Source organism: Chlamydiales bacterium (assembly GCA_031292375.1).
Taxonomy (GTDB): Bacteria; Chlamydiota; Chlamydiia; order Chlamydiales; family VFKH01; genus JARLHF01.
The window spans coordinates 1-20040 of the sequence record JARLHF010000006.1; the positions used below are offsets into that span (position 1 = coordinate 1).

Below are 20040 nucleotides of genomic sequence, written 5' to 3' on the forward strand. Positions count from 1 at the left end.
CAGATCCCTCTTTTATTTCATCGAATCAAGGCGCACTCGGAATGGGGGCAGTTAAGCGACAATGAATGGAAACAAGAATGTGAAAGAACTGCGTTTCCATCCCTGCTCAGAGAGCTTCGTCATCAGTTTCCTCGCCTACGTCTCTGCATTCACTTAGATGCCCTATATGCCACAGATCCAAATTTTATACTGCTCAAAGAGTTGAAAATGGGCTATTCGATGGTCCGAAAAGCCAAGGTGCTAAAAAGTGTTGGTAGCGATTGTGAGGGATTAAAGATGTTTTCTCAGCCCTTGAAAATAAAGGCAGAGAATAAGAGATTCAAAATTCAACAAGTAATCCATTTTTTCAATGATGTTGCCTATCGAGGACATAAACTAAGCATTATTAGTCTTAATGAGAGCGCTGAGAAAAAAACTAGTAAGAGATTTGCAAAAGTCAAATCTAAAAAAACCCATTGGGAATGGATCGTTCATCAGGCTCTTAACAACGAAAATACTTATCCTATCGCGACTCGATCACGCATATGCTGGAAGGAGGAAGACTTATTTAATGATTTGAATTTCAGTTACGTTTTGGTAAAGACCTTCCCCAAAATAATGTTTGCATTAATTTATAGTCCATTTTTTTCTCAAAAAACCTTCCATACAACCACTAGCTTGTTGCCTGATTTTTTTTATTATTTTTTTGCTAACATTACTGATAATTATTTGAAATAACGTTGATTTTTGTGACTTTAATCTCTAGTTTCCGCTTCATTTGGCCTACTAGACGAGAAAACACTTATAAATCCATCGCCACTCCTAATTGCTGCAATGGACAGTAGGAAGCGGATTATAAAACAGTTAGTAAGTTGAATTGGCTTCATTGGTGGGTGCGGAAGAGGCCAATTAAAATGCCTTGGACGACAAGATTTTCGGATCTTACCATCATAGGCTTATATGCAGTGTTGCTAGCTTCTAATCTAATGTAGGCACCTTCCTGGTAATAGTGCTTGAGTAGGACGTTGTGGGAGTTAATAAGTACAAGGCACATCTGTCCGTTTTTTGCTTCCTGTTTTGCTTCAATAATTAGAAAGTCACCAGGTAGAATGAATTCTTCTTGGAGAGTATCGCCCTTTGCTCTTAGTACATAGGTATCTTCTGGGTGTGTAATCCAGGAGGCTGGTATTGAAATTGTGTCTACTTTTGCGAAAGTCTCAAGGGGAAAGCCTGCCTTGATGTGTCCAATATAGGGGATCTGTACAAGACCTGGGCCTGCATGTTCTTCAGATGTTCGGTTTAGCTGGATTGAGCGAGGAGTATGTTCTTTAAAATCAAGAACTTTCTTTTTTTTAAGGCTATGAATGTGTCTGTAAACAGAGCCAAGAGAGGAAAATCCAAAATGTTCCATAATTTCTCTGTAGCTTGGACAGATATGTTTTTTTTCGGTAAAAGTTTTAATAAAGTTTACAATTTCCAATTGACGCTTTGTTAATCCGTGCATAAAGAGTTTTTCCTATAAAGAAAAGCATCCATAGTAACTATAGAAAGCCACATAATGAGTAGGGATGCAAGTGTGTCGGAGAAAAAATGGCCGCCCATTGCAATGCGAGATAGGCTAAGTCCAATACCTAGAAAGAGAGTTATGAATAAACCTGTATAAAAAATAGGCCTGTTATTTCTTCGAATACCAATAAAGCAGAAGGCCAGGAAGATAAAGCCCATTGTGCAATGTCCACAGGGAAAAGATCTTCCTGGTTCTATTGTATATTCGTGAAGAGGGATCCAGAAGGGATGGTAATAGATAAAACCACCGAACTCATCTAATTGAACAGGGCGAGGACGTTGCCAAAATTGTTTTAGCAAAAGATTGGTAATGATACCTCCACCTAGTATTAAGGAGCATAAAAAGAGGAGTGCATCTTTTTTGAATTTTTTCCAATAAGCAGAAAAAAAACTTGCAATGATGATGATGAGGGATATTACTGCAACTATCCAGGCAGGCCATGTGCCATAGTCATAAAAAAGCTGCCAAATAGGTGCCTTAGAGAAGTGATCTATATAAAAAAAATGAGAAATAAGCAAGTCAAGCTTTGGAGTGAATGGGGCAATGAGGATGAAAAGGATGCAAGGAATGATCCATTTTAAATGTTTTTTCATGTTTAATGCTCGCGCGATATAAAACGATTATCGTATCATAACAAGATACACACAAACAAGTTTAAGAATTGGTTTGTGTATAAATAAGTTGGAGGGGATAGGCGTGTCGATTGTAGAGGTTTTGCTTTTTTCTGCTGCTTGCATGACAGCTCTTATTGCATTATTTTTTTTGACAAAACAATCAAAAAAAAGTGGCGTTTTACAAGAAAGATTAGAAGCAAAGGAGGTAACTATACAAGAGTTACGAGGGCTTTTTGAAAAGAAGGAACAAGAATATAGAGAGCTTAGAACAAGTTATATTGACGTGCTTTCTACTTATAAGGAGCTTCAGGCAAAGAGTGAAGCAGAAAAATTTAGCATGCAAGAAAAGCTTATTCTTTTACAAGATGCACAAAATAAGTGGGAAAATACGTTTAAAGCGATCTCTTCCGATGCATTGCAGCGTAATAATACATCCTTTTTAGAGCTTGCAAAAGAGACTCTTGGAAAATTTCAAGAGCGTGCTAAAGGAGAGTTTGATAAAAAGGAACAGTCTATTAAAGATTTTATTGTCCCCATAAAAGAGTCTCTTGATCGCTTTGATACCAAAATTAATGACTTAGAAAAAACAAGGCTTGGAGCTTATGCCTCCATGAGTGAGCAGGTGCGTTCATTATTTGAATTGCAAGGTCAGCTTCGCTTAGAAACCTCTAATCTGGTAAAGGCTCTTAGAACACCTATCGTTAGAGGGCGTTGGGGTGAAATTCAGTTAAAGCGCGTCGTTGAAATGGCTGGCATGCTAGACCATTGTGATTTTTATGAGCAAGAGAGTGTGTCATTAGATGATGTACGATCACGTCCTGACATGATCATTAAGCTTCCATCTCAGAAAAATATTGTAGTAGATGCAAAAGCGCCATTAAGTGCTTACCTAGATTCCTTAGAGTGTGCAGATGAAGAGAGTAAAAAAACTAAATTAAAAGACCATGCAAGGCAGGTAAGAGCGCATATTTTTGCCCTTGGCAAGAAAACATACTGGGATCAATTTAAGCCAACACCTGAATTTGTGGTCTTGTTTTTGCCAGGAGAAACATTTTTTAGCGCCGCTTTAGAGCAAGACCCATCTCTTATAGAGGCAGGTGTTGAACAAAAAGTCATTTTAGCAACACCTACTACATTGATTGCCGTTTTGAGGGCAGTGTCGTATGGATGGCGTCAAGAAAACATGTCTAAACATGTAGAACAGGTAAGTTTGTTGGGGCAAGATCTTTACAAACGCATTTGTGATATGAGTGAACACTGGCACCGCGTTGGAAAGTCACTTGGGCAGGCAGTTAACTCTTATAATAAAGCTGTGGGCTCATTAGAAACTAGAGTTCTTGTAAGTGCCAGAAAGTTTAAAGAGATGCAGCTTGTATCTATAGATTCAAAAGAAGAGGATCTTGTCCCCATAGATCAAATTACAAGGGTTTTGCAGGCCCCTGAGATGCTAGATGAGCCACTCTAGATAGTTTTTTGTTGTGATGACATTAAAATCAGAATTTGGATAATTTTCTCTCCACGTTTTGGGTGCCAGAATCGTTTTCTTGGAAGACCACTTTGTTTCAAAACCTGATAGGTTGTTTTCAATTTCTTCAATAAAATCAATTTCTTGTCCTTCATAGGTACGCCAGTTAGTGGTTCTCCAATATTTTGTGTCAAATCAAAGGATGAAGAGCCAGTTGCAATAATTGAGAGATTTACTTGGTCAACAAGAATTTTTAAGGCAAGGTCAATGTTTGGGATATTTTGTGCTTCGTCAATTACAATGAGGTTATAACCTTCTGCATACTCTAGAATTTTTGTAAAATCTTGAGAGCCAAAAATTTGCTGTACTCGGATGTTGTCTCCTGAGTCTAGTTTATATTTTAAATGTGTTCTGCTTAAAAATAGTTTAGAAGAGTGGTTTTTCCGGCCTGTCGAGGCCCATAAATAATAAGGACATGGGATGCTTTGAGATAGGTATTTAAATCTTTATAATAACGCTCTAGCATAGCTTAATAGTATTTTAATCCCAATTTTTTATCAAATATTGGGATTGGTAATCCACAAATTAGGCAAAATATTGGGAATTGTAATCCGTAAATTTGGATTTTTTCCAAGACCATTTTACGATATGTCGTAAAATGGTCTTGACTAAAATACGATGTATCGTAAAATGGTCTTATGAAACGGATCTATCAAGAACTTGTACGTGAACATTTTGCCGACCTTCGTCAAATGGCCTTCTTAATGGGTCCAAGGCAGGTTGGAAAGACGACCATAAGCTTAGAAGCTGCCAGAGAAAGTATTCGTCATTTCTATTTTAATTGGGATAACGCCCCGGAACGATTATTGTTTATTGAAGGCCCAGATGCCATTGCAAAGCAGTCTGGGCTTAATGAACTTTTTGAAGATAAGCCGATTCTTGTTTTTGATGAAATTCACAAGTTTGGGAAGTGGAAAACCTTTTTAAAAGGTTTTTTTGATAAATATGAAAAAATATCTAAAATTATCGTTACGGGAAGCGCTCGCCTTAATATTTATAAGAAAGGAGGCGATAGCTTAATGGGGCGCTATTTTTACTATAGAATCCATCCTTTTTCTGTAGCAGAAATTGCCTCCCCTTCCTTAATTGATGAAGAGATACGTAAGATCCCTCTTCCTATCCCAGATGAGGATTGGCAAGCATTATTGGAATATGGCGGCTTTCCAGAGCCTTTTATTCAGCGTTCGAAAAAATTTTCTATACGCTTACAAGCTATGCGCAAAGACCAACTATTTCATGAAGATATTAGAGATGGAACAAGGATTCAAGAGCTTGCGCAGATGGAATTGCTCGCAGATCTTCTTCAAGGCCAAGCAGCTCAATCATTAGAATATTCTTCTTTGTCTAAAAAAATAGGTGTTTCTATTGACACTATCCGCAGATGGATAGAGGTACTTAAGTCATTTTATTTTTGCTTTTCTATTCAACCTTGGTCAAAAAATATAAGGCGCTCACTTTTAAAAGAGCCAAAAATTTATCTTTGGGATTGGTCATTGGTAGAGGAAATAGGACATCGTAATGAGAATATTGTAGCAAGTCACCTTCTTAAGGCGGTACATTTTTGGAACGATCGAGGATTTGGTGAGTTTGGTCTTCATTATCTAAGAACAAAGGATCAGCTTGAAGTGGATTTCTTGGTTACAAAGAATAAAAAGCCTTGGTTTCTTGTTGAGGTTAAAACTAAAGTTACAGGACTTGCTCCATCGCTTTATCGCTTTCAAGAGGAAATTGGAGCTGCACACGCCTTTCAGGTGACGTTTGAGCTTCCTTTTATTCGGAAAAATTGCTTTGAAGAAAAGGGCCCTGTTCTTGTTCCTGCAAGGACCTTTTTATCTCAGCTTATTTAACTTAAGAGGCGAGTCGTTTTTCCCTAGCCTCTAGAGTTATTTAACGGCGAAATTGGATGGCTTCTAAGAGGTGTTCTGTTTCAATAGAATGGTTGTCTGCAAGATCTGCAATGGTTCTTGCAACGCGCAAAATACGATCATAAGATCTTGCTGAAATATTCATACGCTCTGTTGCTTGTCGTACAATGGCTTTGCTTTCATTGTTAAGTATAGAGTGGATTTTGAGTTCTTTGCTTTGCATAGAGGCGTTTGTGCGACTTTTGCCAAGGCGTCTGCTTTGTATTTTTCTTGCTTGCTTTACCCTTTCCTTGATGGTGTATGAGGATTCTTGCGATGTTTGATTTTCCATTTCATGAATGCGCAGGTGAGGTACATCTATGTGCATGTCTATTCGATCAAGAAGAGGGCCTGAAATTTTACTACGGTAGCGCTCTACTTGTAGAGTACTGTCTCTACAAGGTTTTTCAGGATGCCCAAGGAATCCACAAGGGCAGGGATTCATGGCTGCAATGTAGAGAAAGTTTGCAGGAAATGAAAAATGACCCTGAGCCCTACTGATAATGACTTCGCGATTTTCTAGTGGTTGTCTTAACACTTCTAAAGTTGTTCTGGAGAATTCTGGGAGCTCATCTAAGAATAAAACTCCATTGTGAGCAAGAGATACTTCTCCAGGACGAGGGATAGAGCCTCCCCCAATTAAACCTGCAAAGCTTACGCTGTGGTGAGGGGCTCTGAATGGCCTTTGCTTAAGTATGCTTTGGCCGTCTGGCAAGATGCCAGCAAGTGAGTGAATTTTTGTGGTCTCTAGAGCCTCTTCAAGAGAAAAATCAGGTATGATGCCATTGAGAGCTTTGGCCATCATTGTTTTACCGCATCCTGGAGGTCCACAAAGCAGAATGTTATGGTTGCCTGCAGCTGCAATTTCAAGTGCTCTTTTTACATGAGCCTGGCCTTTGATATCGCTAAAATCTACAATGGGATTTATGACTTCTAATGGCTCTTGAAAGGTAGAGCAGGGCGTTGGAAGAATACTGCTTGGATCTTTTAGAAACTGTACAGCCTCGCATAAAGAAGAAACCGCAATGACTTGAAGATCTGGCATGCAGGCAGCTTCTTTAGCATTTGCTTTTGGCAGAATAACACCTTTTTTTCCTAAGGACTTGGCAAGTAAACTCATGGCAATTGCCCCTCTAATAGGGCGTAGTTCCCCTCCAAGTCCAAGTTCGCCAATGACAAGGAAATCTTCGAGTGTTTTGTTTTCTTTAATGATGTGGAGGGATTTTAATAGAGCAAGTGCTATAGGAAGGTCGTAGAGAGCACCCTCTTTTTTTAAGTCAGCAGGGGCAAGGTTTACAATACAGCGAATACTTGGAATAGCAAAATGAGAATTTTTAATAGCTGTAAGAACGCGATCTTTTGACTCCTTAACAGCAGTGTCTGGAAGGCCTACTATGACAAAAGACAACTTGTCTTCTTGTGCAATATCGACTTCAACATTAACAAGAAGTGCATCTAAGCCGAAAAAGGCTACAGAGTATGTTTGAGATAATACCAAAATATATCCTTATTTAAGAGCATCGATCCATTCTTGTGAAACGCCTGCTTTTTTGCGAGGCTCTTCAAGAAATACAAATCCTTTTGCCCTATTTATATCTACGTTTGGGGGAAGAGCAAGCTTCCATGCTTGGAAGTCATCAAGGTGTGTGTCTTTAAATTTTTTAAGCCAACACATTCCAAAGCGTACATGAGAGATTTCGTCAAAAAGAATTTTTGCCATAAGATCTGCAGATGCAGTATCTCCATTTTTTTCAAAAGATTTACCATAGAGAGGCGCAAAATCCAAATTAGCCATCTCAAAAGTTAGGCTCATTAGGCTTACATATTGCAGAGGAGTTTGAATGTGGGGCGTATGTGTCCAAAAGTGTTTATAGAGTTCTAGATCACCAAATTGCATTCCCAATTCATTGAGACGTTTAATATAGAGGCGAACATGTTCTTGTTCTTCTAAAAGAGTATTTAAAAGGCCTTTTCTGAAATTTGCAGGAGCTTCTGGAAAACGAAGTAGAGCAAAGGCCATGATTTCTACAGCCAAAAGCTCATGCCCTGCAAAACGATGTAAACATATAGCCCTTTTTTCTGCGCTTTGGTGTTCATGCAATGGGGGTAACTTATCTTTACGAGAACGAGTTTTAAATTGCATGGTAACAGGTCTTGTTGGTATATCCCAGCAAAGAGCAGGTCCTGGTGAAAAATCGGTGAGTAGATCTGGCGAAAATAACTTGTCTTCAAGTGTTGTTGCAGAAAGAATTTGAATTGCAAGATCACGAAATTCCATGAACAGGCCAGTACTTAATAGATTATTGTATCGAAATTACAAAATATGCGGGGTAAGCAAAGTGGTTATTAGGTCGTTTAAGAGCAGTAATAGAGACAGTTTGGCCTGACTTTTCGCTTAAGTTGACGCACGTACTATAAACGAAGGCAACGGGTAAGTTATTGACTTTTAAGAGGTAATCACCGGGACGATTTTTTACGGCAGAATTGTAGGGCTCAAGAACCCCTTTTAAAATGACGGCAGAAGAAAGCTCTTCTTGATAGAAATCTTTTTTGGACTTTCCTGGATTTTTTGTGAGCCATTGAGTGTAAAGATGTTCTTCGATGGGTTCCCAACGTTTGATGGCATCTAGGTTGGTGGTAGGTCTCATGAATGCTTCCTCTTCGGCCTGCGTAAAGGGTGTTGTTCCAAGATCTTGTGCAAGTCTATTTTCAAGGGTAGCAAGCTGTTGCTTATAGCTTTCAGAACATTCTTTGTTTTTAGATTCAAGGTAAACTATTTTATTTTGCAGGTAAGTCTCTTGGATGAGCTGAAGAGTTTCTTTCGCTTTTGTCACTTGTTCTGGAAAATCTGTGTAATTTTTTATAATATTTTGGAATTGATTCTGAATAAGCCCAATTTGGATTAAGTCAAAGGGTTTACGCATCTCATTTTGGCTGAATGTATAAGCATTGTTAAGGAGAGAATTTACATCATTTTTACGCTTTTGTAGAGTCTCTAGAAGTTCAGGCTTTCCAACAGATTGAACATACTCTTTGGCTACAAAAAATCGTGTTGTTTTAGGTAGCTCAATTTCAAGCCATTTAGGATTTATTTTGCTAATAGTTCCTTCGATATGTTGTCCTGAAAGGAGCTGGCCAACAATGGGTGCATCAAGGGCTGGTTCAAGGCGGATGTTGACTTTATTTGCTTCAACTATGTTGTCAAGAATATAAGATCGAAAAACATACCCTTTTATTCCTTTTGGAGTCTCTATAGAATAAAAGCCGTTCTCCTCACCTTTTACGATAATAAGATCTTCTTTTGTAAATTCTTGAATGATAGCGCTATCTAAATCTGGTCCTGCTCGCATACGTACACGACTACCTACAATTTTTCCGGTAAAGGCATCAAAGGCAGGAGAAGATTGTTTTTGAGGAGTTTGCTTATTATTAAGTGTTTTATTATCTGCTGCAGTTAGGTTGAAGGAAAGGCAAGATGCTAAAAGCAATGAAAAAGCGGTAGTTTTGGACATGTGTGCAAGAGCTCCTAAAAATCGTAAAATCGACGCAATACTAAGATGTTACCACTTAAAATTCAACTTCTTCTTTAGACTTCTTGCGTAATTATACACATCGTTAATGAAGAATTGTTTTTGTGTACATAAGCAATTCTTGAACTTGTTTGTGTATATATACAAGAAGTCTTCTAGCTATTGAGGACGGAGCGAATGTGTTCACAATTTTTTTGTCCACAGGTGCATCCCACAGGATCTCCTAGATAAACGTTATACTGTTCTTGGTGATCTAATGGATTCTTAACAGTGTAGAGCTTGTCGCCACTCTGTTGAATATCCCATAGGCGAAATTTCAGATCTTCATCTGATACTTCTTCATCCAACATCTCATCGTTGCGAGGAGTGCCTTTTTGAACGGCTCTTGCAATTTGACAGTGTAGGCAATTGCAATGAGGTTCTGGTTTTGGAAGATGGGCAGAATCTTCAGCGCCAATTACTTTCGCTATGGATGCAATTTTCGATAAGATCTCTTCAGGAAGTTGTGGAGTATTTGCTTGAGATGGATTATGTTGTAGTGCAGCTCCAAGACCATCTAATCCTCCTGTTCCTAGGCGAAAAGGTAGCCCCAGTACAGTTTGCATGCCATCTCCGGAAATAAAAGAAATGTTAGTTCCTATTTGTGGCTGGACTTCTGTTTTTTGCTCAATAAATTTGAGGTGTGCTGCAAAAATAAGCTGAGTGATTTTTTGGTCGAAGTTGGGGATTCTAATGATACCACCATCATTTAATGCTACGACAAGAAGTTCTTGAGATGTTTCTAGGTCGACGTCTACGCGTAGTGATTTAACGTTATCCCAAGTTGTTGAAATGTAGGGGGGGAAGCAAAAAATTTTTTCATTAATTTTGATCTTCATAAGTTTAACCCTCCGGCAGCTTTTTGCGCCAATCTAATCATAATTTTGAAATCCCAGCATATAAAAATTGACTATTAATAGGCAAGATGTTTTTTAGCAGTTGATTGCTTTATTTGCTGGTTATTTACTTAATTCACTAATTATAAGTGTGATATGTAAATATCCGGATGAATACTTGCTTTGTTTTGGCTATTATTGTATCCATAGATTTTGCAAAGGAGTCTTGTTTTATGGTACGCAAAACTTTTGTTATCGATACGAACGTATTACTTCATGATCCAGAAGCTTTTATGAAGTTTCCACATAGCAATGTGGTTTTACCACTCGCTGTGATTGAGGCATTGGATACGATGAAAAGACTTCATGATGACCTTGGAAAGAATGCAAGAAAAGTGATTCGATTATTAGATGGGCTTAAAAGTTTGGGCTCTGGAGACTTGCATACAGGTGTTTTACTTGAAAATGAAGCAAATATTCGCGTACAGATGGACTTAAAAGGGGATCGCCTTCATAGCTTATTTTTATCTAGTAACACCAATAATCATCGGATTATTTTAACAGCCGTTTTATTACAAGAGCAGAAAGAGATTGTAACATTTGTTTCAAAAGATTTTGCAATGCGTGTAAAAGCAGAAGCTTGTGGTGTTATATCGGAAGATTATGAAAATTTAAAATTTTCTTTCGATGATATTTATAGAGGACTTCGCAAGGTTGAAACGGAAAAAATAAATATAGATCATTTCTTTAAAGATGGCAGTGTAAAACTTGAAGGAATGCAAGACTTTTATCCAAATGAATATTGTGTGATGACCTCTCCTGAGCACTCTTCTGCTGTTGCTAAATATCATGCGCCAAGTGGTAACTTTGTGTCTCTCTTAAAATTATCACATCAAATTTGGGGAATTTCTCCACTTAATGTGGAACAAAAGTGTGCACTCGACCTTTTATTAAGAGATGATATAAAACTTGTAACACTTGTAGGTCAAGCAGGAACTGGGAAGACATTACTTGCCCTTGCAAGTGCGCTTCGTAAAGTTTTTGACGAAGGAGTATATGCCAAGATTTTAGTCAGCAGGCCTATTATGCCACTTGGAAAGGATATAGGCTTTCTTCCAGGTCTTAAAGAAGAAAAGCTTTTCCACTGGATGCAGCCTATCTATGATAACTTGGAATTTCTTTGTAACTCTACTGGAACAGAGCCAAATGAAACATTGCGTTGGGTAACAGATAGTAAAAAACTAGAAATGGAGGCTGTTACCTTTATTCGAGGACGTTCTTTGCCAAAAATGTTTATGATTATTGATGAAGCGCAAAATTTAACACCTCATGAAGTAAAAACTGTCATTTCAAGGGCTGGAACAGGCACAAAAGTAGTCTTAACAGGTGATCCTACCCAGATTGACAATCCTTATCTAGATAAAGACTCCAATGGACTAACCTATACAATTGGAAAATTTAAAGAGCAAAAAATCTTTGGACATGTATTTCTCGAAAAGACAGAGCGTTCAGAACTTGCGGCTCTTGCTGCTAAGATGATGTGAGGTAACAATTAAGTGGGACGCTCTTTATTTGGTAAAGGTCTAAATGGGCCGGGTGTAGAGCATCTTTAAAGGCTTGTTGCTTTTGCGTATATTTTTTCCATGCACTTACAGGGGCATTTGCCAAAGGTAAAAACTCTTCTACAGCAGAGAGTAGCTCTTCTTCTGTTAAATCTTGATATTCAATTCGTTCACAAAAGCCTGTAGCTCCTATATCATAATAGAAAGGCGCATTTAAAAGTTCTCTCCAGGTAAATAGCTTGCCAGAGTCGAGATTTCGAACTTGTTTTGGAAAAAATCTACTTTTTAGATGAGGTGTCATTGAGGTGAGCTCTGTATAGTTTAAAGCAAGCATGGGGGTATTACATATTGTAGAAAAATTTTCTGGGCCATTTTTAGATGTGACTGCAAAACTACATTCTGAGAAGAGCTCTATATCGTTTTTTAAAGAACAAAGAGCATTTTTTGAATAGTCAATAAATTTGGCTCTTGGTCTAAAGTAGGGCTGTTCCTCTCTTCCTTGTAGTACGACAAAGAATCCTTTATCAATAAGAGAATCGATTAATGTATTATAGCGTTCTGGATGTTGTATGCGTTTTCTTCCAGCAATGTGTTTAGGAAGACCATTAAAGTAGTGTCTACAATTGACGTTTAGAACAACGTAAGGGCCATTTATGTGGAGTTTTTTTAAGAGAGTTTGTCTGGAAGGAGTACTTGGGAAAAAGGGTTTTGATAAGTCTTTATTATAGTATAAGTCAATGTAATCATGGTATATGTGGACTTTGCAATCATAAGACTTGCGAATTTTTTTGTACGCTTCTTGTAATAACGGATTGTTTTTTAGCTCGAGTAGAGAGAGATTTTTATCGAAGTAGGAAATATAATCGGACTTATGAATAGTTTTGTGACTTAACATCTGCTCAAAAAAGATGAGACCATTGGGATATTCACAGATAAGTTTAGCATAAGTAGGAGCTACAGTATTGTATTGAACGGTTTTTTTCCCGAAAAAACGTATGTAATACTGGAAAAAAAGTGAGTTGTGACAAATAACTCGAGTATTTGGCAGTATTGACTTAGCAATTGTTTGAACAGCTTCATACTCCACTGTGAGTACTACTAAACAGGTAGGGCCTCTTAATTGCTGCCAGCAGCTAACATAATTTGTCAGCATAAGAAAAGTTCCAAAATCTCTTCTTGTTATAAAAAATATTTGTTCGTTTTCTGGTACTTGAGAGAGTTGTTTTGAATGCCATTTATAAAAAGATTCTGCATAAAATAAGTTAAAGAAAGGAAATAGCTTTTTAAGTCTTTTTAAGACAAATTTTATAGGAAAATAGGCGATACTCTTTAAGATTTTATACATAGGTTTTTCCTAAAAGAACATGTTTTGCGATACTTAAAAAGGCAAGAGAGGCCGTATCGGTTCGAAGAATAGACTCATGAAGTTTTACGCCTTTAGCATGCATTTTAAGCAAGCATTCAATTTCGTTAGCCGAAAAGCCTTTTTCTGGCCCAACAAAAAATATTAGGTCATTGTAATCTTTCCAATAATTTATAAAAGGCTTTGCATCTTTACTTGTATCTCCAAAGAAAAGAGAAGAGGGAAGCTCTGATACATCCCAAGAAGATAAAGAGGGCATGATGCGGATGTTTGGCAGGTAGAGCCTGCCACATTGTTTGAGTGCTGCAATGGTAATTGACTTCATACGCTGAAGAAGATTTTCTCCAATCTCTTTTTTTTCACTAAACTCTCCTGGAAATAACCAAAGCTCATGCATTCCAAGTTCAGTACCTTTTTCAAGGATAAAATCTAAGCGATTTGCACGCGGCAAGCTTTGTGCTATAATGAGCTTGGGGCTTGATTCTTTTTCAAAGTCAACTTTTGTGATTTTTAGAGAGATGTTTTTTTTGCTAGAAGAAAGTAGTGTTGCTGCTCCTAAAAAACCACAGCCATTAACGAGCTCTACAGAATCTCCTGGACGTATGCGCATTACGCTCATGTGTTTTTCTTCTTCTGGAGGTAAAGAAATTATATCGCCTTCTTGCATTTCATGAGGGTAGAAGAAGCGTTCATGAGGCATGGATAACTCTATTTTTTGATTATTTCTTGAACTATGGTAGTGAGTTGATGAGAAAAGTCAAGATATTTGATGCTGTCTCGGATTTTTAAGGCGCTTTCTTTTGTTTTTCTTCTTAGAAAAAGGTCTTTTAAGTTACAAGCTAAGGCCTCTTTATTAAAAAGATCGTTGATTATGATACCAGAATCAGGGGTTAGGACTTCATGACCGCCGTTAAATGAAGAAGATAAAACAGAAAGTCCCATGGCAAGGGCTTCTACAGTGACATTTGCAAAAGGGTCATAGATAGAAGGAATGAGAAGAGCATCACATGCCTGGTAAAAGCTTCTAATATCGGACCTTTCGCCAAAGATGTGCACTTTGTTAGTAAGGCCCAATGTATTTATAAGTGTTTTGAAATAAAGTTGTTGTTTGTCTTTGCCGACGATTGAAAGCTGAAATTTTTCTTCTTTGATGGTCGCAAGAGCATGTAAAAGCAGTTCAAGACCCTTTCTTTTGTATCCATGACCAATAAATAAGAGTTGGAAATTGATTGGGTCTAGTCTTAGGCTTGTAAATAAAGAAGGTCTTAACTCTTGCCAAGAAAAAAAAGGCTCTTTAAATTCATTCCATTCAACGCCGTTGTGAACAACGTGAATTTTTGTACTAAGTGTGTTGTAATGGTTTAAGATGTCTTTTTTTACCATGTGTGAGTTGGTAAAAAGAGTTTTAAGGTCCACATTTTCAAAAGCACTTTTCTCGTAATGTAAAATGAGTTGGTGGAGAGGATTCATAGAAAAGGTCATGGTCTTTAAGCCACTTTCTATTTTTTTTCTGCTTTTTAAATAAGCTGCATGAACGCCATTTCCTGCCCTGTAATAGGTTTGTGTTTTATTTCTATCAAGACCAAATATGATTCCAGGAGAATGGTTTTGGATCCATTTTTTGCATTTTTGATTAAAAAGATAGAGATTAAGAGCACTAAGTTTTGTATTTTTGAACAGAGGAATAACTTCAATATCTTCAAGCTGGGGAAGAGAATTTTTAGGAGAGGTTGTAGTTAAGATAGTGACTTTACAATGGTTCTCTTTAAAGGCATTTGCAAGTCTTAGAGTGTACTTTTCAAGCCCTCCTCTTGCGCCTAAATTACTTTTAAGAAGAATGATATGTTTATTCATTATTCATTACAGTGAAGCATCGCTTAATAGAATGTTATTTTCCTTCCATTGAATTTCTAGCTGTAATTTTTTCCCACCAGCTGTAAAGAATTCAAGCCCTCTCATATAGCCTCTAAAGCGATTACGTAAATGTTCTTCTTTTAGTTCAGGTTTCAATTCAAAAGCATTATTGTCTGAATTTTCTTTCATGCCCTCTGCAACATAGGCGTTTTCAAGTGCTTGTGGATTGATGAATTGGATAGTCCATTGAAGGGATTTTGCATTTGTTTTTTGGCCTGCTATAACAATGATTTCTAAGTTATTACGTACGATGTCTAGAAATAGTTTGGAGACATCTTTTGCGAATAGAGGCATTTTAAGAAGAGGTATTCCATTTACGTCTTCTATAAGAGCGCTGTCTCCAAGAAAATCGTTTTTTGGGTTGATAGAAGAGCTTGTTTGAAGAGGGAAAAAAATAGAGATAGGCAAGAAGATATCTAGAGGTAATAACATGCTACGTAAGAAGTCAATACGCAAGGGTTCTGCTGCTGGGTCATTAATTTTTTGGTGAGCATCATCTTGAAAGGGTATTGTTACATACTTCCAACTATTAGGTACAAAGTAGCTCACTTCGTCTGGCTGGCGAGATACTCCTTCATGAAGAGCGTCTAAGTCAGCAGCAGAAATTTTACTTAAGTCGAAAGTTAATTCTAAGCCTTTTGCTTGCAATGTATGCATTTGTTGTTCTGGACCACTTACGGTTTGTGCTAGGAATTGTGGCCAAATATCTAAAAAGTGATAACCAGGAGGTGGATTGCCAATGGGTTTTGTAATATGGATAGGAATTTTTTCTGTTATAAGCGGACTTAGACGAATAAGAAACTCATTTTGAGCTACGTCAGAAATGGAATGTGAGAGATCAATTTCTGGATTTAGGCTGAGAATAGATTTTTTATCAATTTTTGCAATCCATTGATCTTCTCTATTTTTTGCGTCAATAACCACTTGTAGGTCGCTAGAATCTAGGGATTGGATAATATCTCGATTTCCACTTAATGTAAGGGTAAATCGTTTTTTAAGAAATCCAGAAGGAAGTAACCCTTCTATGGTTTTATTTGCAGGCAGGTTTATAACGCGCACAGGGATATTTGTAATTGTACGTGTAATCGTGATGGAGTTATTAACTAAAAACCAGATGATAAGGGCTGACAAGATGGCTACAAGCTTTCTTTGCCAGTGTTCTGTAAAAAAATTTTTGATAAATAAGATCATGCTTTCATCCAGTCAGTGACATTTAAACGTGATTTTGCTTGCGCTGGGTTAAAGATGCTGCGAATGATGCCTTTAAAACGATCAATTTTTATGCCGCGGGTGATGATACCTGCTCTTGCAATGGAAACAAGGCCTGTTTCCTCTGAAATCACAATAACAAGGGCGTCTGTAATCTGAGAGACACCAAGTCCTGCCCTGTGTCTTGTTCCCATAGATTTTGCAAGTTGTGTGCTATCATCGGCTAAGGGAAGAATTGTCGCTGCAGAAACAAGAGTCATCCCTCGGATAATAACGCCTCCATCATGAAGAGGGGTCGTTGTTTCGAAAATAGATTCCAGCAATTCAGAAGAAAGTTCAGCATTTAGCATGACAGCCTTAGATGCGTATTCATCTAGAGAATCTTGGTTTTCTAGAACTATAAGCGCTCCAACATGTTTTTGAGCGAGTTTATAGACAGAGGCTGCAAGACAGTCAATCAAGCGGTCAAGGTCTGAAATTTCTTTATACTTTCTGCCCTTTAGGCTGAGTTTAGAGAGGGCTATACGAATTTCTGGCTGGAAGATAATGATTACTGCTAGCACGGCCACATTGACGATATTGAACATAATCTTTTCGAGTACTGGAAGACGAAACCAGTTAGCAAGGAAAAAAATGAAGAGAAAGGCTAAGAATCCAAAAATTAAGTCCATAGCTCTTGTATTCCAAAAAAAGGACAAGAGGTAATAGACCATCATAGCAATGATGACAACTTCAATGAGGGGAATGAGCAGCTTAAAAAGGTCCATAGTTACAAAAATTTTATCAAGAATTTGGAAGCATAGCGGATTTTTATTTTAATGAAGAGCATTTTTTGTATTTTTTTGCTGTAAAAATAAAACTAAATATGTAACTTGGTGGCTTCATCGGTAATTTAGCATGGGGTTATGTAATGGATGTGGAAATTCTTTCTAGAATTCAATTTGCGTTGACTATTGGGTTTCACTATTTATTTCCTCCATTAAGCATAGGTCTTGGCCTTTGTATTGTCATCATGGAAGGGATGTATTTAAAGACTAAGAATCGTTTATATGAAGAAATTACCAAATTTTGGGTAAAGATATTTGCGCTTATTTTTGCGCTGGGTGTTGCAACGGGTGTTGTGATGGTATTTGCATTTGGTAATAATTGGGCAAATTATTCCCGCTTTGTTGGGGATGTGTTTGGAAGTATTCTTGGTGCAGAGGGTGTTTTTGCTTTTTTTATGGAAGCAGGCTTTCTTTCTATTTTGCTTTTTGGATGGAATAGGGTAAGTCCTAAGGTCCATTTTATATCAACTATCTTTGTTGCTCTTGGAGCTCATTTTAGTGCGGTTTGGATTGTTTTTGCAAATTCTTGGATGCAAACACCCGCTGGGTTTGAAATTGTAGGGCAAGGAGCAAGTGCTCATGCTGTGATTGCAGATATCTGGCAAGTTGTTTTTAATCCATCATCCTTTGACCGATTACAACATGTGCTTGTTGGATGTTGGCTTGCGGGGTCATTTTTAGTGGTAAGTATCAGCGCCTTTTATGTGCTGAGAAGAAAGTTTTTGCCACACGCCATTGCCTCTTTAAAGGTGGGTGTTGTTGTTGCAGTTTCTGCAACGGTATTACAGTTTTTTACAGGAGATTCGAGTGCTCGCTTGCTTGCAACAACTCAGCCTGCTAAATTAGCAGCCTTTGAGGGGATATTTAAGACACAAGCTTATGCGCCCCTCTCAATTGTTGGTTTTGTAGATACAAAGGATGAGACACTTACACATTCCATTGGAATACCTGGGCTTTTGAGTCTTTTGACTTATGGTGATTTTGCTACACCTATCAAGGGGTTAGAGGAATTTCCAAAAGAAGATAGACCCAATGCTGCTATTGTATTTCAGACCTACCATATCATGGTTGCCATGTGGAGTATTATGGTTCTTAGCTGCATTGTGGCTATTTATGCTTGGAAAAAGCGATGGCAAGTTGGAAAATGGCCGCTTCGGTTTTTAGTATTGTCAGTGTTTTTACCACAAGTTGCAAATCAAGCGGGGTGGTTTTCTGCTGAAATTGGCAGACAGCCTTGGCTTGTTTATGGCGTTTTACGCACATCAGAAGGGCTTTCTCGCTCAGTTTCTGCGGGTCAAGTTTTGGGCTCTATTATTATGTTTGGATCTCTCTATCTCATTCTTTTCATCCTGTTTATTTATCTTTTAAATAATAAGATTCAGCATGGACCAACTCTTGTTGAAGATGAGGAGCCGACATATCAGAAAAATCCTTTACTAGATAAAGGAAGCGGGAATCAGGATAAGAATGAGGGGCATTTATAATGGATTTATTTGATTTAAGTGTATTTTGGTATTGCATCATCATTATAGCAATTATGTGTTATGCAATGCTCGATGGCTTTGATTTGGGTGTTGGCATTTTACATCTTTTTGTAAAAGAAGATTATGAAAGAAGAGTTTTTATCAACGCGATAGGTCCATTGTGGGATGGAAATGCCGTATGGTTAATCATTATATTAGGCGGGTTGTTTGCAGGCTTTCCTTATGCATACGCAACGCTTCTTTCAGCCTTTTATACTCCTGTAATGTTTTTTATTGCGGGTCTAATTTTGCGTACTGTGGCAATAGAATTTAGAAGCAAAAGGCCCTCTGTACTTTGGAGAAAGTTTTGGGATTTTGTATTTTTCTTTGCAAGCCTTGTCATTGGTTTTGGAGCTGGTATTTTGATGGGTAATTTTATTCATGGAATTGCTATAAATGAAGAACAAGTCTACATGGGTGATTTTTGGAGCTTCATTAACCCTTATACTGTTTTAGTTGGAATTACGGCTGTTGCCTGTTTTACAATGCATGGGGCACTTTTTTTAGTTATGAAAACAGAAGGGGAGTTACATGATAAACTTCGTTCTTGGGTCAATCGTACAATTATTTTCTTTATTATATGTTATGCAATAACTACCGTTGCAACGCTAATTTATCAGCCTCACATGGCAGTAAGACTACAAGAGCGTCCTGTTTTGTTCCTGGTTGCTATATTAAGTATGCTAGCAATTGCGAATATTCCAAGAGAGATCAATAAGCGAAGAGATGGTAGAGCGTTTTTATCATCAGCCGTGAGCATAGCCCTTCTTCTTGCATTGTATGGAATAGGCATGTTTCCAGTACTTCTTAGATCAAGTATAAACCCGGAACTTTATAGTTTAACGGTTCACAATTCAGATGCATCGCATATGACGTTGACTGTACTTGCAATCATTGTGTTAATAGGACTTCCATTAGTTGGGATATATGGATTTATTACCACTCGCATCTTTAGGGGTAAAGTCAAGATAGATCATCATAGTTATTAAAGCCTTGGTATTCCTACAACGGATTTGTAGCATGAATATAAGTGGTTAACACCATTCATGGCAGTATGAGGACGCGTTTCTGGTGGAATATTGCAGCTTTTAGCGATTTCATCTTTTGATAAACCATCTTTTAGAGGCGCTGTTTGCTGTATAGGCATTTCTTTGATGTGCAGAGCCCAGTACATAGAGGCAAGGTCTAGCCAATGGTAGGGCCATTGAAATTTTTCTTGATTTTCTACGCTGATGAGTTGATCAAAAAAAATTCTGTCAAACGAGGGGTTTTGACAGATATAAAGAGAGCCGCCTCGTTTGATGGAACAATTATTGAATAATGTAGTCACTTCTTTAGAAATTACATCTTCAGTTTTTCCAGAATTCATTTTTTCTAGAGTAAAGCCATTGACTTCTAGACTAATAAGGTCACTGGCCTGCCAGGTAGATAGGGGGTGTTGTACAATAGAATCATACTGGCCTACTAGCTTGCCTGTGTAGAGATCTATAATTTTGAGAGCGATTTCTAGCACCCTATGTTTAAAAGGGTTTAAGCCATTTGTTTCAAGATCAAGGAATATGCCTAGCACGGTAAAGCTCCAAGTGAGTAAAGTTTAGGCTTATATATATGGGTAAACTTTTTTTCAATAGGAATTCTTCTTTTCAAA

General features: G+C 37.7%; 18 protein-coding genes. 6 read left to right on the forward strand and 12 right to left on the reverse strand.

From position 1 onward, the window contains the following. Nucleotides 1-717, forward strand: a 717-nt coding sequence (locus P4L16_01195) for a hypothetical protein (protein MDR3623738.1), incomplete at its 5' end; no start/stop codon positions are given. Between the two features lie 145 nt (nucleotides 718-862). Here the strand turns inward: P4L16_01195 and lexA are convergent. Continuing rightward, the gene (gene lexA, locus P4L16_01200; GenBank protein MDR3623739.1) at nucleotides 863-1483 is read right to left on the reverse strand and encodes a transcriptional repressor LexA; all 621 of its coding nucleotides are present in this window, start codon (nucleotides 1481-1483) and stop codon (nucleotides 863-865) included. Further along, on the reverse strand, nucleotides 1471-2139 hold the full coding sequence (locus P4L16_01205) for a phosphatase PAP2 family protein (protein ID MDR3623740.1): 669 nt from the start codon (nucleotides 2137-2139) through the stop codon (nucleotides 1471-1473). Before P4L16_01205 ends, lexA begins: the two co-directional genes overlap by 13 nt. Nucleotides 2140-2242: 103 nt before the next feature. On the opposite strand from P4L16_01205, the gene rmuC reads away from it, so the two are divergent. Together rmuC and P4L16_01215 are read left to right on the forward strand one after the other, a co-directional pair. After that, nucleotides 2243-3625 carry a DNA recombination protein RmuC gene (rmuC, locus tag P4L16_01210; GenBank protein ID MDR3623741.1) on the forward strand — a complete coding sequence of 461 codons (1383 nt, stop codon included), beginning with the start codon at nucleotides 2243-2245 and terminating at the stop codon, nucleotides 3623-3625. A 698-nt stretch (nucleotides 3626-4323) separates the two neighbouring features. Next, on the forward strand, nucleotides 4324-5532 hold the full coding sequence (locus tag P4L16_01215; GenBank protein ID MDR3623742.1) for an AAA family ATPase: 1209 nt from the start codon (nucleotides 4324-4326) through the stop codon (nucleotides 5530-5532). 40 nt (nucleotides 5533-5572) lie between these two features. Here the strand turns inward: P4L16_01215 and P4L16_01220 are convergent, their stop codons facing one another. From P4L16_01220 to P4L16_01235, 4 genes are all read right to left on the reverse strand, one after another. Further along, nucleotides 5573-7087, reverse strand: coding sequence for a YifB family Mg chelatase-like AAA ATPase (locus P4L16_01220; protein ID MDR3623743.1), 1515 nt, complete (start codon nucleotides 7085-7087; stop codon nucleotides 5573-5575). Nucleotides 7088-7096: 9 nt separating this feature from the next. After that, on the reverse strand, nucleotides 7097-7867 hold the full coding sequence (locus P4L16_01225) for a DUF455 family protein (GenBank protein MDR3623744.1): 771 nt from the start codon (nucleotides 7865-7867) through the stop codon (nucleotides 7097-7099). Nucleotides 7868-7889: 22 nt separating this feature from the next. After that, nucleotides 7890-9101, reverse strand: a complete 1212-nt coding sequence (locus P4L16_01230; protein MDR3623745.1) for an SH3 domain-containing protein — start codon at nucleotides 9099-9101, stop codon at nucleotides 7890-7892. Between the two features lie 173 nt (nucleotides 9102-9274). Beyond that, nucleotides 9275-9997: a hypothetical protein gene (locus tag P4L16_01235; protein ID MDR3623746.1), complete on the reverse strand. Its 723-nt coding sequence runs from the start codon at nucleotides 9995-9997 to the stop codon at nucleotides 9275-9277. Nucleotides 9998-10227: 230 nt separating this feature from the next. Between P4L16_01235 and P4L16_01240 the strand changes: the two genes are divergently transcribed. After that, on the forward strand, nucleotides 10228-11538 hold the full coding sequence (locus tag P4L16_01240) for a PhoH family protein (GenBank protein ID MDR3623747.1): 1311 nt from the start codon (nucleotides 10228-10230) through the stop codon (nucleotides 11536-11538). On the opposite strand, the gene P4L16_01245 is transcribed toward P4L16_01240, so the two are convergent. The 5 genes from P4L16_01245 to cdaA are packed head-to-tail and all read right to left on the reverse strand — an operon-like array spanning nucleotide 11525 to nucleotide 16809. Continuing rightward, nucleotides 11525-12901, reverse strand: a complete 1377-nt coding sequence (locus P4L16_01245; GenBank protein ID MDR3623748.1) for a TIGR04372 family glycosyltransferase — start codon at nucleotides 12899-12901, stop codon at nucleotides 11525-11527. The two genes, P4L16_01240 and P4L16_01245, sit on opposite strands and share 14 nt — an antisense overlap. Continuing rightward, nucleotides 12894-13619 (reverse strand): RsmE family RNA methyltransferase, encoded by a 726-nt coding sequence (locus P4L16_01250; GenBank protein MDR3623749.1) that lies wholly within the window; start codon nucleotides 13617-13619, stop codon nucleotides 12894-12896. Before P4L16_01250 ends, P4L16_01245 begins: the two co-directional genes overlap by 8 nt. Nucleotides 13620-13627: 8 nt before the next feature. Further along, on the reverse strand, nucleotides 13628-14773 hold the full coding sequence (locus P4L16_01255) for a glycosyltransferase family 4 protein (GenBank protein MDR3623750.1): 1146 nt from the start codon (nucleotides 14771-14773) through the stop codon (nucleotides 13628-13630). 6 nt (nucleotides 14774-14779) lie between these two features. Next, on the reverse strand, nucleotides 14780-16024 hold the full coding sequence (locus P4L16_01260) for a hypothetical protein (protein MDR3623751.1): 1245 nt from the start codon (nucleotides 16022-16024) through the stop codon (nucleotides 14780-14782). Next, nucleotides 16021-16809: a diadenylate cyclase CdaA gene (gene cdaA, locus P4L16_01265; protein ID MDR3623752.1), complete on the reverse strand. Its 789-nt coding sequence runs from the start codon at nucleotides 16807-16809 to the stop codon at nucleotides 16021-16023. Before cdaA ends, P4L16_01260 begins: the two co-directional genes overlap by 4 nt. 143 nt (nucleotides 16810-16952) lie before the next feature. On the opposite strand from cdaA, the gene P4L16_01270 reads away from it, so the two are divergent. Both P4L16_01270 and cydB read left to right on the forward strand, forming a co-directional pair. Beyond that, entirely contained in the window at nucleotides 16953-18353 is a 1401-nt protein-coding gene (locus P4L16_01270; protein MDR3623753.1) for a cytochrome ubiquinol oxidase subunit I, read from the forward strand. Then, the gene (cydB, locus tag P4L16_01275; protein MDR3623754.1) at nucleotides 18353-19381 is read left to right on the forward strand and encodes a cytochrome d ubiquinol oxidase subunit II; all 1029 of its coding nucleotides are present in this window, start codon (nucleotides 18353-18355) and stop codon (nucleotides 19379-19381) included. Before P4L16_01270 ends, cydB begins: the two co-directional genes overlap by 1 nt. Here cydB and P4L16_01280 read toward each other — a convergent pair. After that, nucleotides 19378-19962, reverse strand: a complete 585-nt coding sequence (locus tag P4L16_01280) for a hypothetical protein (protein MDR3623755.1) — start codon at nucleotides 19960-19962, stop codon at nucleotides 19378-19380. The genes cydB and P4L16_01280 overlap by 4 nt on opposite strands. Nucleotides 19963-20040 lie beyond the last annotated feature (78 nt).